Source organism: Bacillus sp. JS, assembly GCF_000259365.1.
Lineage (GTDB): Bacteria > Bacillota > Bacilli > Bacillales > Bacillaceae > Bacillus > Bacillus stercoris.
The window spans coordinates 1,388,502-1,402,999 of record NC_017743.1 but is presented as its reverse complement, the minus strand read 5'-3'; the positions used below and the strand labels follow the sequence as shown (position 1 = coordinate 1,402,999).

General features: G+C 43.8%; 20 protein-coding genes. 6 read left to right on the top strand and 14 right to left on the bottom strand.

All coding sequences use genetic code 11. From position 1 onward, the window contains the following. Positions 1–70: 70 nt before the first annotated feature. Complete coding sequence (locus MY9_RS07140; protein ID WP_014663669.1) at positions 71–1,021, bottom strand: ring-cleaving dioxygenase; 951 nt, start codon at positions 1,019–1,021, stop codon at positions 71–73. Positions 1,022–1,408: 387 nt separating this feature from the next. Here MY9_RS07140 and steT point away from each other — a divergent pair, with 387 nt between their 5' ends. From steT to spoIISC, 6 genes are all read left to right on the top strand, one after another. Next, positions 1,409–2,725, top strand: coding sequence for a serine/threonine exchanger (steT, locus tag MY9_RS07135; protein WP_014663668.1), 1,317 nt, complete (start codon positions 1,409–1,411; stop codon positions 2,723–2,725). A gap of 276 nt (positions 2,726–3,001) precedes the next feature. Next, entirely contained in the window at positions 3,002–3,619 is a 618-nt protein-coding gene (locus MY9_RS07130; protein WP_003218470.1) for a DUF47 domain-containing protein, read from the top strand. 12 nt (positions 3,620–3,631) lie between these two features. Next, complete coding sequence (locus MY9_RS07125; protein WP_014663667.1) at positions 3,632–4,633, top strand: inorganic phosphate transporter; 1,002 nt, start codon at positions 3,632–3,634, stop codon at positions 4,631–4,633. A 109-nt stretch (positions 4,634–4,742) separates the two neighbouring features. Then, the gene (gene spoIISA, locus MY9_RS07120) at positions 4,743–5,489 is read left to right on the top strand and encodes a toxin-antitoxin-antitoxin system toxin SpoIISA (RefSeq protein WP_014663666.1); all 747 of its coding nucleotides are present in this window, start codon (positions 4,743–4,745) and stop codon (positions 5,487–5,489) included. After that, a complete protein-coding gene (gene spoIISB, locus MY9_RS07115) occupies positions 5,489–5,659 on the top strand; it encodes a three component toxin-antitoxin-antitoxin system antitoxin SpoIISB (protein ID WP_003239095.1) in 171 nt (56 codons plus the stop codon). The genes spoIISA and spoIISB overlap by 1 nt, the downstream gene beginning before the upstream one ends. An 85-nt stretch (positions 5,660–5,744) precedes the next feature. After that, the gene (spoIISC, locus tag MY9_RS21530) at positions 5,745–5,882 is read left to right on the top strand and encodes a three component toxin-antitoxin-antitoxin system antitoxin SpoIISC (protein WP_136654612.1); all 138 of its coding nucleotides are present in this window, start codon (positions 5,745–5,747) and stop codon (positions 5,880–5,882) included. 37 nt (positions 5,883–5,919) lie between these two features. On the opposite strand, the gene MY9_RS07110 is transcribed toward spoIISC, so the two are convergent. The 13 genes from MY9_RS07110 to MY9_RS07050 are packed head-to-tail and all read right to left on the bottom strand — an operon-like array spanning position 5,920 to position 14,493. Next, entirely contained in the window at positions 5,920–6,813 is an 894-nt protein-coding gene (locus tag MY9_RS07110) for an N-acetylmuramoyl-L-alanine amidase (RefSeq protein ID WP_014663665.1), read from the bottom strand. A gap of 12 nt (positions 6,814–6,825) precedes the next feature. Continuing rightward, a complete protein-coding gene (locus tag MY9_RS07105; protein WP_003232653.1) occupies positions 6,826–7,089 on the bottom strand; it encodes a phage holin in 264 nt (87 codons plus the stop codon). A 12-nt stretch (positions 7,090–7,101) separates the two neighbouring features. Continuing rightward, positions 7,102–7,371 (bottom strand): hemolysin XhlA family protein, encoded by a 270-nt coding sequence (locus tag MY9_RS07100; protein ID WP_003232655.1) that lies wholly within the window; start codon positions 7,369–7,371, stop codon positions 7,102–7,104. A gap of 52 nt (positions 7,372–7,423) precedes the next feature. Then, positions 7,424–8,263, bottom strand: coding sequence for a phage-like element PBSX protein XepA (gene xepA, locus MY9_RS07095; protein WP_014663664.1), 840 nt, complete (start codon positions 8,261–8,263; stop codon positions 7,424–7,426). 44 nt (positions 8,264–8,307) lie between these two features. Beyond that, a complete protein-coding gene (locus MY9_RS07090; protein ID WP_014663663.1) occupies positions 8,308–8,472 on the bottom strand; it encodes an XkdX family protein in 165 nt (54 codons plus the stop codon). Beyond that, the gene (locus MY9_RS07085) at positions 8,469–8,795 is read right to left on the bottom strand and encodes an XkdW family protein (protein WP_014663662.1); all 327 of its coding nucleotides are present in this window, start codon (positions 8,793–8,795) and stop codon (positions 8,469–8,471) included. The genes MY9_RS07090 and MY9_RS07085 overlap by 4 nt, the downstream gene beginning before the upstream one ends. 17 nt (positions 8,796–8,812) lie before the next feature. Beyond that, complete coding sequence (locus MY9_RS07080; RefSeq protein ID WP_014663661.1) at positions 8,813–10,894, bottom strand: hypothetical protein; 2,082 nt, start codon at positions 10,892–10,894, stop codon at positions 8,813–8,815. A 2-nt stretch (positions 10,895–10,896) separates the two neighbouring features. Then, on the bottom strand, positions 10,897–11,169 hold the full coding sequence (locus MY9_RS07075; RefSeq protein ID WP_014663660.1) for a hypothetical protein: 273 nt from the start codon (positions 11,167–11,169) through the stop codon (positions 10,897–10,899). Continuing rightward, complete coding sequence (locus MY9_RS07070; protein ID WP_014663659.1) at positions 11,166–11,744, bottom strand: YmfQ family protein; 579 nt, start codon at positions 11,742–11,744, stop codon at positions 11,166–11,168. Before MY9_RS07070 ends, MY9_RS07075 begins: the two co-directional genes overlap by 4 nt. After that, positions 11,728–12,774: a baseplate J/gp47 family protein gene (locus tag MY9_RS07065; RefSeq protein WP_014663658.1), complete on the bottom strand. Its 1,047-nt coding sequence runs from the start codon at positions 12,772–12,774 to the stop codon at positions 11,728–11,730. Before MY9_RS07065 ends, MY9_RS07070 begins: the two co-directional genes overlap by 17 nt. After that, on the bottom strand, positions 12,767–13,192 hold the full coding sequence (locus tag MY9_RS07060; protein WP_014663657.1) for a DUF2634 domain-containing protein: 426 nt from the start codon (positions 13,190–13,192) through the stop codon (positions 12,767–12,769). The genes MY9_RS07065 and MY9_RS07060 overlap by 8 nt, the downstream gene beginning before the upstream one ends. Positions 13,193–13,249: 57 nt before the next feature. After that, positions 13,250–13,516 (bottom strand): DUF2577 family protein, encoded by a 267-nt coding sequence (locus MY9_RS07055; protein ID WP_014663656.1) that lies wholly within the window; start codon positions 13,514–13,516, stop codon positions 13,250–13,252. Next, entirely contained in the window at positions 13,516–14,493 is a 978-nt protein-coding gene (locus MY9_RS07050) for an XkdQ/YqbQ family protein (RefSeq protein ID WP_014663655.1), read from the bottom strand. The genes MY9_RS07055 and MY9_RS07050 overlap by 1 nt, the downstream gene beginning before the upstream one ends. Positions 14,494–14,498 lie beyond the last annotated feature (5 nt).

Below are 14,498 nucleotides of genomic sequence, written 5' to 3'. Positions count from 1 at the left end.
CAATGGGTGATGCTGTTTTACCAAAATAAAAAAGCCCTCCGGCGGCGCCGGAAGGCAAATGAATCACAATTTATTGGATCGGTTTCAATTTCGCTTCAATTTCAGCTCTTCGATGCTCAAGATATGGCGGAAGAGCGATCGTTTGGCCAAGCTCATCAAGATTTTCATCTACCATAAAGCCCGGTCCGTCTGTTGATAATTCGAACAAAATGCCGTTCGGTTCTCTGAAATACAGCGCCTTGAAATAGTAGCGCTCAACAATGCCAGAATTGCTAAAGCCTTCCCGGCTGATGATCTGATGCCACCCGGCAAGTTCTTCTTCATCTCTTACCCGAAATGCAACGTGGTGAACACTTCCTTTTCCTTGGCGCTCGCGCGGAAGATCGTTTCTTTCTATTAAATGGATTTCCGTTGCCGCACCGCCTTCACCTGATTCCAAAATAACAGCGGTTCCTTGTCCTCCAACTGGTTCACGGCTGATTTCTGTAAATCCAAGAATATTCGTCAGCACGTGTAAGGTTGATTCGGCATATGGCACAGTCAGTTCAACCGGCCCTAATCCGCGAAACGAAAATTCTTCCGGAATGCCGCTCTGTTTAACAGGCAGGCCATATCCTTTTCCTTTCTCATCAGCAGTCAGCACAAGCCGCTGCCCTTCATGATCTTGGAATGCCAATATGTCACGTCCGGCTCTTTTTGAGATGCCGCTATGCGCCACTTCGTGCTCTTCAAAACGTTCTTTCCAGTAATGGAGAGCTTCTGTACTTGGGACGCGCAACCCAATAGAAGAAATACTGTTTGTTCCCGCATGAAATGGTGCAATGCGGGGAATCTCGAAAAACGTCAGCTCAGTTCCCGGATTTGCCACTTCATCTCCGTAGAACAGATGATACATTGTTGGTTCATCCTGGTTGACGGATTTTTTGACGAGCTTTAATCCTAATACTTTCTTATAGAAATCCAAGTTTTTTTGTGCGTCGGCCGTTAATGCCGATACATGGTGAATGCCGTTGACTTTCATATGCTGTCCCTCCAGGTTATTTTATCTCGATTTCGAGATATCATATCATAGTTATCTATTTATTGTTCTAATAACAAGGTATTTTATTCGCAAGGGAAAGTCAACATATCAGCTTCACCGACGGTTCGTTCATTTTCTGACTTCTGCCTCTTCTCTGATCCGTCTAAAATTCCTCTGCAGAAAACACGAACTTTATAAAAAGAAATAATGCGATTCATTCGTTTATAGATTGTTGGAAGAGACGTTTCCACCGTTTTTTCAACTGAACGAAAAGCAAATATCGAAAATCAGAAAATTTATTTTATTTCACTTTTCTAAAATAGGGTTTACAATATGAAAAAATAGATTCTTCATCATGAAGCTTCAACACCATAGGAGGTTACGGACATGCATACTGAAGACAACGGTTTGAAAAAAGAGATAGGCCTCTTGTTTGCCCTTACTCTTGTCATCGGAACCATTATCGGCTCTGGTGTTTTTATGAAGCCCGGCGCTGTGCTTGCTTATTCAGGTGATTCAAAAACCGCGCTTTTCGCCTGGCTGTTAGGCGGGATTTTAACGTTGGCAGGCGGTTTGACAATCGCGGAAATCGGAACGCAGATTCCAAAAACCGGCGGGCTTTATACGTACCTTGAAGAAGTGTATGGCGAATTTTGGGGATTTTTGTGCGGCTGGGTGCAGATTATCATTTACGGTCCGGCGATTATAGCCGCGCTGGGTTTATATTTTGGCTCTTTAATGGCGAATCTTTTCGGCTGGGGATCTGGATTGTCAAAAGCAATCGGAATTATAGCAGTTCTCTTTTTATGCGTCATTAATATAATCGGTACAAAATACGGCGGCTTTGTCCAAACGCTGACAACGATCGGTAAACTGATTCCGATTGCATGCATCATCATCTTCGGCCTTTGGAAAGGTGATCAGCACATCTTCACAGCAGTAAACGAAAGTATTTCCGATATGAACTTCGGAGCGGCCATTTTGGCTACACTATTTGCGTACGACGGATGGATTCTTCTGGCCGCTCTCGGCGGAGAAATGAAAAATCCCGAAAAGCTGCTGCCACGCGCAATGACGGGCGGATTATTAATCGTAACAGCCATCTATATTTTCATTAACTTTGCATTGCTTCACATCCTGTCTGCGAACGAAATTGTCACACTTGGCGAAAATGCGACAAGTACTGCTGCCACCATGCTGTTCGGTTCAATTGGCGGAAAGCTGATCAGTGTCGGAATTATCGTCAGCATCTTTGGGTGTTTAAATGGAAAAGTACTTTCTTTCCCGCGTGTTTCATTTGCAATGGCAGAACGCAAACAGCTTCCATTTGCTGATAAGCTTTCACATGTACACCCGACATTCCGCACACCATGGATCGCGATTTCCTTCCAGATTGCTTTGGCTTTGATTATGATGCTGATCAGCAACCCGGATAAGCTCTCTGAAATCTCTATTTTTATGATCTACATTTTTTATGTGATGGCCTTTTTTGCGGTGTTTATTCTCCGCAAGCGAACAAAGGGAGAAAAGCGCGCTTACAGTGTTCCGCTTTATCCATTCATGCCGATTTTGGCCATCGCAGGCTCCTTCTTTGTATTAGGCAGCACACTCATTACAGATACAATGAGCTGCGGATTATCCATCCTCATCGGCCTTGCCGGACTGCCTGTTTATTACTGGATGAAAAAACGAAAAGCAAGCTGATAAAACGGTTCCCTTGTTTAGGGAACCGTTTTTTGGTGAAACAGAAGATAAAAGTTGACAGGAAAAACACAACTTTTGATATACTTTTTACGTTAAGCAGAAAGATTTTGCAAACTTGGGTCGGTTTTTTGAATCGAAGTAGGTCAAAATAAGGGGACATGATTTGCAGAAAAAGTCAAGCCGTGTTTTTTTCGACTTTACCTGTTTTTTTTCGACAAAAGGCTATATAATAATTTGATGTGTGCATTGTCTCATTCAAACTATGGAGGGTTTTTAATGATAAGAAGAAAAAAAGATAAGTTCTCACTCCTTTTAACAGAAATTGCAAAGAACATAGACGAAACTGCCGAATATTTTGTGAATTTTAAGGTCACAAACCAAACGACGCTTAAAGAATTCGCAGATACGTTAAAGGAATATGAAACAAAAGGTGACAATCATGTTCATGTCATGATTAAAGAGCTTAACAAAGCGTTCATCACTCCTATTGAACGCGAAGATATCCTTCAGCTGACAAACAGCCTGGATGATGTGCTTGACGGAATCGAACATTTCTCTGCCATGATGGAGATTTTCTCAATTACCTCATCTGACGAGCATATCGATAAATTCAGCGGATACATCAGAGAATGTGCGAAAGAAATTTTAATTACAATTGAACTGCTGGCAGAAAACCGGTTAAAGGATATTCAGCCTCACGCTATCAAAATTAAAGAGTATGAGCACAGCTGTGACAACCTGCACAGAAAATCATTAAAGAATCTTTTCGGAAATGAAACAGATCCTATTAAAGTTATTCAATATCGTGAAATTTATGAAACGCTTGAAGAAATTGCCGACTCTTGCCAAAGTGTTGCCAATAATCTTGAAACCATCATTATGAAAAACGCGTAACGAGGGGTAAAAATGGATATTCTATTCATATTAACAATACTAATAGTCATTTGTGCTCTGGCGTTTGATTTCATCAATGGGTTTCATGATACGGCGAACGCTATTGCGACTTCGGTATCAACTAAAGCGCTGAAACCGCGCCATGCCATTATCATGGCGGCTGTGATGAATTTTATCGGAGCAATGACATTTACAGGTGTTGCCAAAACCATTACGAAAGACATTGTAGATCCTTATACTCTGGAAAATGGCTCTGTCGTAATTCTGGCCGCGCTAGTCGCTGCGATTGCCTGGAACCTTATCACATGGTACTACGGCATCCCAAGCAGCTCGTCCCATGCCATCATTGGAGCTATTGCCGGAGCAGCCGTTGCGGCAGCCGGATTTACTGCGTTAAATTATAAAGGCTTCATTAAAATCATTGAAGCATTGATCTTTTCACCGATTATCGCTTTTGTCCTTGGTTTTATTTTATACAGTATCGTCAAGCTGATTTTCAAAGACAGCAATTTGGCGAAAACAAACAAGCAATTCCGCAGAGTGCAGATTGTAACAGCTGCCCTGCAATCGTATACGCACGGAACAAACGATGCGCAAAAAGCAATGGGAATTATCACAATGGCTCTCATCACAGCGAATTTACATACTTCTTCTAACGATATTCCTACCTGGGTGCAATTCGCCTGCGCGACAGCCATGGGTCTAGGAACATCAATCGGCGGCTGGAAAATCATCAAAACCGTTGGCGGAAAGATCATGAAAATTCGCCCGGTAAACGGGGTTTCCGCTGACTTAACCGGGGCAGCCATTATTTTCGGCGCTACATTTATTCATTTGCCGGTCAGTACAACCCACGTCATTTCTTCATCAATTCTTGGCGTCGGTGCGTCACACCGAGTAAAAGGCGTAAACTGGGGTACGGCCAAGCGAATGCTCATTACATGGGTCATTACGCTTCCGATTTCAGCGACACTTGGTGCCATCGCCTACTTTATTTTAAATATGATTTTTTAATGTCACACCGCTTCTGTCAAAGGAGCGGTTTTTTTGATGGAAGAGGAAAACCATCCGGATCTCTCGAATACAATAAGCAGAACCTATTTCAGATGTGAGGGAGTCGAGTATGGTTTTATTCTTTCAGATCATGGTCTGGTGCATTGTGGCTGGACTGGGGTTATACGTGTATGCCACGTGGCGTTTTGAAGCGAAGGTCAAAGAAAAAATGTCCGCCATCCGGAAAACATGGTATTTGCTGTTTGTTCTGGGCGCTATGGTATACTGGACATATGAGCCCACTTCCCTATTTACCCACTGGGATCGGTATCTCATTGTCGCAGTCAGCTTTGCTTTGATTGATGCTTTCATCTTCTTAAGTGCATACGTCAAAAAACTGGCTGGCAGCGAGCTTGAAACAGACACAAGAGAAATTCTTGAAGAAAACAACGAAATGCTCCACATGTATCTCAATCGGCTGAAAACATACCAATACCTATTGAAAAACGAACCGATCCATGTTTATTATGGAAGTATAGATGCTTATGCTGAAGGCATTGATAAGCTGCTGAAAACCTATGCTGATAAAATGAACTTAACGGCTTCTCTTTGCCAATATACGACGCAGGCTGATAAAGACCGGTTAACCGAGCATATGGATGATCCGGCAGATGTACAAACACGGCTCGATCGAAAGGATGTTTATTACGACCAATACGGAAAAATGGTTCTCATCCCTTTTACCATTGAGACAAAGAACTATGTCATCAAGCTGACGTCTGACAGCATTGTTACGGAATTCGATTATTTGCTATTTACGTCATTAACAAGCATATATGATTTGGTGCTGCCAATTGAGGAGGAAGGTGAAGGATAATGGAACGTGCGTTTCAAAACGGATGCGAGCCCAGAGCGGCCAAACCGTTTAAAATCCTGAAAAAACGTTCAACCACCAGTGTCGCAAGCTATCAAGTCAGTCCGCACACAGCAAGAATCTTCAAAGAAAACGAACGGCTGATTGACGAGTATAAACGAAAAAAAGCATGATCACACTAAAAGGACAAGAGAAAACAGCTCTTGTCCTTATTCCTTTTCTTAATGGGTTACATATAATAAATACAAACAGAGGATAATGTCAGGTGATACAGTGAAAAAATTGGTGAGGCGTGTGAAGTTTGTTGATTACGGTAAGTTTGGGCTTTCCGGATACTCGCTTCGGGTGAGGGAGCGCAGTGCAGGAATTTTAAAAAAGTTGAAGAAGAAAAAATAAATCCCGGAACCAGCTCCGGGATTTTTATGGTCTGTGATCAGCTTAATTGCGCTGCGATCTTGGCTTTCGTCGCAGGCCCGTAAATACCGTCAGCAGTCAGACCGTTAACAGACTGAAAACGTGCGACTGCGTCAGCTGTTTTCGGGCCGTAAATGCCGTCAATTCCGTTGTTGACAGCTCCTTTATCAGGGTAAAAATACAGAGCCGCAAGTGCTCGTTGCACCTGAAAGACGTGTTCTCCTGAGGTATAAGGTGTTGTCAATTGAATGATACCATCAGGGAGCGGATAGAGCTCTGGTTCTTCTGCGAACGATGGCGCACTTACAATTAATACTTGACCAACCCGAATAAGATTCGGGTCTTCGATATTGTTCCACTCTTGCAGCTGAGCAACCGTAACACCGAATGCTTTCGCTATCGATGTGAGTGTGTCACCTTGTTTCACGACGTAAGTTTGGCTGCCGCCTCCCCCAATTCCTGCTTTGAACGAATCCCACGTATCTAACAATTTTCGCGGACATTCCTTCCCTGACCAATACTTGTGAGGGACGACATTGGCAAGACTGATATTATGTTCAGCCATTAATGTTTTGATGAGCCACTGGGCATTTGCTGTTGCTTTTGCAAAATCTCCATCAGCATTTTCGCAAATTTCAATACCGATAGAAGCCCGGTTGCCGCTGCCATTTCCGTCTCCCGCATGCCAGCCGTTTTCATTCAAAGGCAGATGCTGATAAATTTCTGTATCATCAACTGTAAAATGCCAGCTTGTCGTCGTATCAGGATTTTTCAAATAGCGGGCATGGGCCGCAGCATCCGCCCCTACTGCAGTATTCGCTGTATTGTGCACCGTAATGTAAAGCGGCGTCATTGCGTAGCCTGGACGGTTATTTGCGCCGACCGGAATAAAGTCTTGGATAATGTTAACCATTTTCATCTCTCCTTATTTCGTCAGATTATTGTCTCTTAACAAGTCACGCTGCTTTTTCCCTTTTTCTGTTACATAGTTGTTTTTAAACCAAGCGGCAAGTGTCGTTCCAATTGTAAAGGCAATGGAACCGGCTGAATAAAGAGCGTCAGCAAGCTGATTGACCTGCTCCTCCTGAATGTCCAATGGTGATTTGCCGAGCATCAACATGGTCTGGTTGATTAAAGCAATTAAAAGAAGCACCGTCCTGATGACCGTGCCTTTGTCAAACGTGTTCATAAAAATCCCCCTTTAATGCTGCAGCAGGCTGTACATAATGGCGATGGCTCCGCCAATGATGCCTGTAGACACTGCTGTAATGATGGCACCTGTGATGGTGCGTTTGATCCACGTTGTGTTTTCTTCAATTTTGTTTAATTTTTCGTTCAGCGTCATGATTTGCTGGTCTTGACGGTCAGACACGCGTTCTAATGCGGAAACCCTCTGCTCAAGTGCTTTGTGCTCGCCTTTCATGTCTGCTAAATCCTGCTGAAACACATTCACATCTGCCTCTTGCTGCATTACTTACTCCTCCTTCACATGCAGATCACCTCCCTTCCGAGGGCCAAAACTGTTATGAAACAGCGGTCCCTTTTACCGAAAGAGTACCGCCGGTGATACTGACGATCTCCATGATGATCTCCTTAAACCCTTTAATATCAAAGGCCCACGCCTCAGCTTTTCCTAATGTACTCAATGCAGAGCTGGCATCATCAGTTTTCACGCCTCTGATCGGTAGTTTCTGTCCTGACACCGATTTTCCCCAAAATTTGACTTCGCTCATTTCCGCTGTGCCGTATACTTCAACGAGTAAATGCCCGGCACCGTCAACAGGTAAAGCAGCACCCTCGCCGGCGGACTCTGCATTTTCATGAAAGACAAAGTCAAATGTTTTGCGAGACTCCACTTTCAACCGTCCATCGTGTATTTGATTCTCCTGAAAGTCAATCTGCAAAGGCGTATTTCCTTTGACACGCACATCCATCTCACCAGCACCGACTGATTGGTATAATACAAACTCTGATTGCTGAAGATTCCCGTTCACATAGCGGAAGCGGTAATAGCGTTTAGAAAGGTATACCCAGTCCGTCGCTGTCAGGACACCTGCTGCGACATTAACGGATGCTGTCGTCGTCCAAACATTGTTGTTGTCACTTTCTTCTATAAAGAGCGTACCTTCACGATCTGCATACGCCCAGCCCTTCACTTTCGAAATCAGAACTGCGCCAAGCCTGTCCTGCCCGAGCTGACTGTATGCCTCAGTTGCCTTTAAGGAAGCATTTGTTAAAACCTCCGCTACACCCGACAAATTCGAAACAGGTGTCACAAAATCATTTTTTCCTCCTCGATAGGGCTTTACAGCTCCGGCTTTTCCAGTCTTATCGAGAGGAAATTCATATTGATACTTCACCATTTTCATCCTCCTTTGATTTAAAAAAAGGCAAAATAAAAAAGCCTTTACATGGCTTTACCGGTAATTTCTTTATACTGATCAGCTGTGATCAGCTTTTTGTTCACACCTTCTGCCAGATCCTCAATTGAACAGTCTTTATATGCTAAGGCCTGTTTCACCATTTCCGTTGTCGCCCACTCATAATAGAGGGCAAGCACCCAATAATTCATTCAGCATGATCTCCTTTCAAAGAAAGTACGGAAAGCTTTATATCTGCCAGCTCGCTTCCCAACGTTTTGTTCAACTCTTCAAGCTGCTTGCGCGCCAGCTTCTCCTGCGACAACTCCTGAGCGAGGAGCTCCACCTGATCAGGCGGCTCGTACGGCGGGTTTTTTTGCAGCTCCTCCCACCAGGATTCGAGTTCTTTTTGCGTTGGGATGGGGGCGCGCAGGTTCCACTCAGCTATATAAGATCCATTCCCGTCATTTTGAACGATAAAATCTTTTGTTGGATCTGCACTGGGATATTTATACAATATTGCTTCTGCGATCATCGTTTTTCCTCCTGTTCTTATACTGTAGGATAGTTAAGCCCTCCAAGTTCTTGAATATCTATATAGTTGTATAGCTCGTTATAATCGGATACACCTCTTCTATCATCACCGCTATAATTGCAATAGCAATAGATCTCTATATAATCACCTTTGTTCATAGGAACGGTTACAGTACCATTTAAGTCAAGGTTCATTTCACTTTCCTTATCATTAAAGTCCCCTCTCAAATGGTCAATTGGTTTATACAATGATCCATTTAGATATAGTTTCAGATGAAAATTGATGTATGCCGGTGTATTTATCATATACAGCCCAACTCCCACTAAAAACATTCCATCATTAGGAGCAACAAATCTACTATTTTTTGTATCAAAAGCATTGTGACTATCTTTTCTTTTGCGGTTAAATAGAATTTTTGTATGGTTTTTTTTATCCAAATACTGTATGCCTGTAGTTCCTATATTTGCGTGAGCAAATCCAGAAATTTTCTGCCAAGCCGTCCAGCCGGATCCGCTCCACCAGTGCCGTATCCATGTACCAGTATTATCAAAATAATTACCTGATTCATTTCCAGTCCCATAAAAATATTGAGTAAATCTATAATCATGATATTTCTCATTTTTGACGATTCCATAACCAAGTGGATAACCTGTAGTATTTCCTTGACCAATATCCATTAGTGTTAACCCCGGAGGATATTCATTCCCTCCAGTTCTTGCGTCTTGAATTGCACTAGAGCCTGTAAGTACAGTTAACTTTTGATTTGTATAATTTGTGTCAACATAGTTTTTAGCATCAGCCAGCGCTTTATCTGCTTTGGTTTGAGCACTTGCCTCAGTCTCGATCTTATTCCAACCTTTAAACACGCCGTCTGTATGGATCGTTGCCGTCCAATAGGTTCCGTCATAACTTTTAGAGGCCAAAATTGTTTTTCGCCCGCCACTCCCTGTTTCGATTACATCATAGTTATACCATGATCCATCTCCTGAAACAGGATTGTTTATTATGACATTCCCTAATGCATAATAAAAGCCAGATGGCAGCGTTAATAAGTCAGTTCCATCTGGGATTTTAGTTCGGCAGCCTTGAGTATCAGTTAATTTATATAATTGTGCATTATTCCATTTGTCTTTATCAGATTGTGTTACATGGATATCTGTTTTATTGGCATGTTCATCTATCTTTGACTGCGCATCCGTTGTAGACTCAATTTGATACCAATTGATCGCACTATCGTTAGCGTTATAGAAAAACCACCAAGCGTTACCTCTCACATCCACAGCATACCCAATGCCTATTCCTAGCTGACCGACCAATTGCATACCACGAAGACTTGTGTTTGACGGGTTATCTGTGACCGCGTTCGTTCCATAGAAAGTAACAGTCCCAACATCTTTGAGCGAATCATAAAAAGACCCAGATGACAGGTTAATCTTTTGTGTCCCGTTATCGGCAGTTACTTTAAATAACTGTCCCGAATTCCATTTGTCTTTATCACTTTTATTTACATGTATTTCAGTTTTTTCTTCATGGCTCCTCACCTTAAATTGAGCGCCTTCTGAAGTTTCTAATTGAACCCAATCAGTCCAGTCGGAATCATTGAGGGTTTTTCGCCATGTACCTCCTTCATAATCCATTGCCAAAGCTTCTCCATCAGATTTGTAGCCAATATACAATCCTCTAGTGGCAAACGGTGGGGTATTGATTCCCGTCTTATCAGTATAAAAGAAAAAGGTTTGATCCAATTCTTCCACAACCTTGTGAAAATCCAGACCGTTTTGGATGCTTGCTAGATATTTTCCTTTTTCATCAGTTAACTTAGTTAATTGTGCGTTGTTCCACTTTGTTCTCTCACTGGATGAAATGTGTATGGTTTCATCTGAAATATGCTTGTCAAAATCCTTCTTAGCCGCCTGCTGCACATTGTCCACGTTCCCCAGCCCGATTTGCGCCTTTGTTGTGTTGTGGGGGTTGTTCATGTCGTTTTTGTGAGCGGCCAGGTCTGTGTGGGCGTCTTTTATGCCTTTTTCCCAGCGGTTGACGTCGTCTTCGTTGATGGGGTCGTCCGGAAGCCAGTCTGTTTTTTCTTCGTATGCCATGTTTACACCACCTCAAAAGTAAATCTGAAATCGAGTGTTCTGTTTTCGCTGACGTCCAGGTCAGTCTTTCTCTCTGTGATCACATTGCCCTGCTCGTCAAAAATTTGGACCGTTTCGATATGCTTAATGTCTTCCTCACGCTTTGTCAGGACGGTGACTGTCGCTCCGTCAATGGTGAGTTCTACTATTTCTGTTTTTTGGCCGTTGAGCAGCACGTGATCAATTCTGCTTTTCAGATCTGCCGCTGTACGTTCTCTGTATATGGTTGAAATCAAGTTAAAACCACCTCATTGTTGTTAAGGGTGACAGAATAACCGACCTTCAGCTCACTGGCTGTTCGGTATCTGCGGTGATTCAGGATGACTGTGTCTTTGATGTGTAGCGTCTCGTTTAATCCGCCTCTGAGCGTATACGCCAAATGAGCAGGCTTCATGTTTTCTATCGCTTCGATCAGCTCATTCATGTGCTGAAGGTCATCAACATTGATATCCACGTTAAAGCGGTATTCACCGGGGAGCAGACGGACCTGTGCAGACGGGTTTTTCAAGAAACGATTTACCGCCTGCTCAATGGCCTTGTAAGTGATTGGCGGGATGTTCGACATTTTGGAAATGAGCCGCAATCGTCTGATCTCATCTGTGTCGCCTGATTCACGCGGGACGTTTAAAATCTTTTCCCAGCGACTGAGCCCCCATGTCGCCGTCGGCACGAATAGCTGATCCGTCAGATCAAATATGCTGTTATTCTGTTTATCAAACTCAGGCGCTTCCGCTTTCAGCAGCTCAGCCATTTCTTTAAGGCTGGTGAGAAACGGCGGCAGATAAGCTCTCATGTCATCTTTTTTGCTCAATAATCTTCACCTGCCCAAGCTTAGGAATTTCCACGTCGCTCAGCACCAGATTTTCAGACGTGCCGTTGATTTGAATATTGGAGTAGTCACTGACTGACGGCGAATTATAGACAATATTGTTAATTTGAGAAAGACGGATGACGTTGTCTTCAAACGCCATTTTCTTAAAGAGATTTAAAACGCCTTCCTCAATTTCTGACTTCACTTCATCAATTGAGTGATTGATCTCTGGCAGCACCTCGGCAGAAATCTCAACTTCCTTCCAGACCGCGCTTTCCACTGTGACTACGGCTCCGATTGGCGCCTGTCCCTCTCCCTGCCCTGGTTCAGGGTCGATATAATCTTTCACTTTTTGAATTAAAATAGGAGAAGCGGGCTCAAGATTCGCATTCGTGACGACAATTTTAACCGTGCCGTCACCGTTCCAAAGCGGGAAGATCTTTGCCTTCCCCACACCGTCCACTTCTTCAGCCCACTCCTTATAATGCATTTTATTGGCACTGACAGCCTCCCGACGAACCCTTGTAAAATACCGTTCCCGCAGGCTGTCATCTCCTTCTTCCTCGCGTCCCGGAATTAGGATTTCTTTGACAATGGCCGTTTCTAAACCGGGAATGGTATCCAATGATAGTAAATTGCGTCCAGTCAGATTGGCATTTCCCGCTTCACCAGGTGTTTCACAGATGAGCGTCCCGTCTGCCGTATATTGAAAATAAAGATTATCCACGTAAAAGCGGGAGCCGACAGGAATAGTAACTCCAGATGTAAACTCTCCCGCTCTGACCGCCTTTGTGGCGGCTGTCCGTTCAATTCCCGCTTCCGCTGCACGCCTGTCTAAAAATTCGCCTTGCGCGGTATCAGAAAAAACTAGCTCAAGCACAGTATCCAGCCATATATAAGACTTCGCAAGCTCGGCTGCTGCCGGGGCTAACGCATTATAAATGACGCTGCCTTCTCTTGTGTCAATATCTGCGGAAATGCTGTTCAGCATACGCTCCATAATCGCTTCAAAAGTCTGATCTTCAAACATCTTCGCCAATCACCTCCTCAATCTCAAGCGTTCCTTCATCCGTCTCCACCACGAAGGACACATGAAACGCGTCGCCTTGTTTTTCAATCTCAAAATCTGTTACAGCCGATATCCGGTCATCATAAACCAGCGCTTCTTCTATCAGTCTCGGGATCTCCATCTTTTTATAGGCATCAGTCGTCTCATGATCTGTCAGCACGTCCTGAAGCTCATTTCCGACATTATGGCTGTATACGGAATACGCGTAGCGTTCTGTCTGTAAGGCGATATAGACGAATTGCCTGATCGCTTCAAGCCCGGTAATCAGCTCATTCGTAATTCTTCCATTTTCAAAATCTATTTTGTACGTTTGCGAGGTTTCAATGACTTCGCTCTCATCTTCAAAATCCTCAAACTCTACTTCTGGTGTCAGGGCCATGATGCCCACTCCTTTTTACAAGCTAAATAAAAAACCGCTTCGATCGAAGCGATTTGTCTATAGTTTGTCTAAAATAAAAAACGTTTGACCGCCAGTCAGAGCCGCGGTCATGACGCGATCCCCCGGCTCAAGTGCATCGTCTCCTCCGGACTGCATCCGTTTTGGGATAATGATGGCGTCTTCCGGTATGATCAGTTTGCTGTTTTCTTTTAATTTGATTTCCACAGGAGAAATCGAAACGACCTCAGCCGGGAGCAGTTCCACCGGAGACTCAGCATCAACTGCGCCAACAGCCAAATGTTTTATAGCCTCACTTAATCTCATCAGGATACTCCTTCTGGCATCGTATTCTTTTCGACAACATCGATTGTCATCGTATGTTTCGTTCCTTTAAATTCATGCCGGTCCGTATCTACCCAATAGGTTTTCTTGATGCCGGCCTCCGGAATAGAAATATAGACGGGCAAGCCGCTCTGCACTTCCGGGATGCCCACTGCCTGAATATTTTTCAGTTCTTTTTTCACGCCCTTTTTTTCAGCTAGGCGTACATCTGCCCGCTGCTGAAGCTGTGCCTGGTTGATGTCATCTGTGACCGTTTCTGTATATTGAAGCACACCGTATTTATTTAAGCCTGAACTGTCCTTGGCAGAGGCTTTATATGTTTTATTGTCCTTCTGCCGGCGAAGCACCACCCGAGTAGCAGTGTCGTTTATAGAAGTGCTGTATTGGTAACCCGTAATATTGACACCCGTTTCAAGCACCCATACCTCTGACGGATCTGGCCACGCGCGCAGGCCGAGCTTTCCTTTTTCCGAATACAGCTGGTAATGTCGCCCTGTCTGGCTTTTCGTCTGTTTCAGCGCTTTTAATATGATGTCATACAATGTCGTATCATTTTTAATGACAAGACTTTTGATCGTATGGCCTGTGTTCGCGATCGAGGTTGTCGGTATCTGAAAATCATTGGCAATCCTTCTGATGATCTGGTCGGCCCGCTGATTGGAAAACACGTACATATCCTGGTTTTTGACCAGGTACTGAAGCATATCATATGCGCTGAAGGCAAGCGTATGCTCGTCCGGGGTTCTTGCAAAAACAATGCCCCGAAAAAGCTCTTTTCCCTTCCATTTAAACAAGACCGTATCTCCTTCTGAGACACTGTAATACGTTTGGTCGCCCTGTTTGGTGACGATGGTCGCTTCAATGGAGCGCGGCGCCTGATAACGATGGCCTTCAAGCGATACGCTTTCTGCCACCAGCTCAAGCCACTCTGTGTCTTTAATGACGAACAGTTCTATCATTATAC

What these genes read in the sequence shown, in the direction of transcription:
- MY9_RS07085 (WP_014663662.1), bottom strand. Translation starts at nt 8,795, where the DNA reads ATGATCGCAGAAGCAATATTGTATAAATATCCCAGTGCAGATCCAACA.
- MY9_RS07105 (WP_003232653.1), bottom strand. Translation starts at nt 7,089, where the DNA reads ATGAACACGTTTGACAAAGGCACGGTCATCAGGACGGTGCTTCTTTTA.
- spoIISC (WP_136654612.1), top strand. Translation starts at nt 5,745, where the DNA reads ATGTCAGGTGATACAGTGAAAAAATTGGTGAGGCGTGTGAAGTTTGTT.
- spoIISB (WP_003239095.1), top strand. Translation starts at nt 5,489, where the DNA reads ATGGAACGTGCGTTTCAAAACGGATGCGAGCCCAGAGCGGCCAAACCG.
- MY9_RS07140 (WP_014663669.1), bottom strand. Translation starts at nt 1,021, where the DNA reads ATGAAAGTCAACGGCATTCACCATGTATCGGCATTAACGGCCGACGCA.
- MY9_RS07080 (WP_014663661.1), bottom strand. Translation starts at nt 10,894, where the DNA reads ATGGCATACGAAGAAAAAACAGACTGGCTTCCGGACGACCCCATCAAC.
- MY9_RS07065 (WP_014663658.1), bottom strand. Translation starts at nt 12,774, where the DNA reads ATGTTTGAAGATCAGACTTTTGAAGCGATTATGGAGCGTATGCTGAAC.
- MY9_RS07100 (WP_003232655.1), bottom strand. Translation starts at nt 7,371, where the DNA reads ATGCAGCAAGAGGCAGATGTGAATGTGTTTCAGCAGGATTTAGCAGAC.
- MY9_RS07130 (WP_003218470.1), top strand. Translation starts at nt 3,002, where the DNA reads ATGATAAGAAGAAAAAAAGATAAGTTCTCACTCCTTTTAACAGAAATT.
- MY9_RS07055 (WP_014663656.1), bottom strand. Translation starts at nt 13,516, where the DNA reads ATGAGATTAAGTGAGGCTATAAAACATTTGGCTGTTGGCGCAGTTGAT.
- spoIISA (WP_014663666.1), top strand. Translation starts at nt 4,743, where the DNA reads ATGGTTTTATTCTTTCAGATCATGGTCTGGTGCATTGTGGCTGGACTG.
- MY9_RS07110 (WP_014663665.1), bottom strand. Translation starts at nt 6,813, where the DNA reads ATGGTTAACATTATCCAAGACTTTATTCCGGTCGGCGCAAATAACCGT.
- MY9_RS07060 (WP_014663657.1), bottom strand. Translation starts at nt 13,192, where the DNA reads ATGGCCCTGACACCAGAAGTAGAGTTTGAGGATTTTGAAGATGAGAGC.
- MY9_RS07090 (WP_014663663.1), bottom strand. Translation starts at nt 8,472, where the DNA reads ATGAATTATTGGGTGCTTGCCCTCTATTATGAGTGGGCGACAACGGAA.
- xepA (WP_014663664.1), bottom strand. Translation starts at nt 8,263, where the DNA reads ATGGTGAAGTATCAATATGAATTTCCTCTCGATAAGACTGGAAAAGCC.
- MY9_RS07125 (WP_014663667.1), top strand. Translation starts at nt 3,632, where the DNA reads ATGGATATTCTATTCATATTAACAATACTAATAGTCATTTGTGCTCTG.
- steT (WP_014663668.1), top strand. Translation starts at nt 1,409, where the DNA reads ATGCATACTGAAGACAACGGTTTGAAAAAAGAGATAGGCCTCTTGTTT.
- MY9_RS07050 (WP_014663655.1), bottom strand. Translation starts at nt 14,493, where the DNA reads ATGATAGAACTGTTCGTCATTAAAGACACAGAGTGGCTTGAGCTGGTG.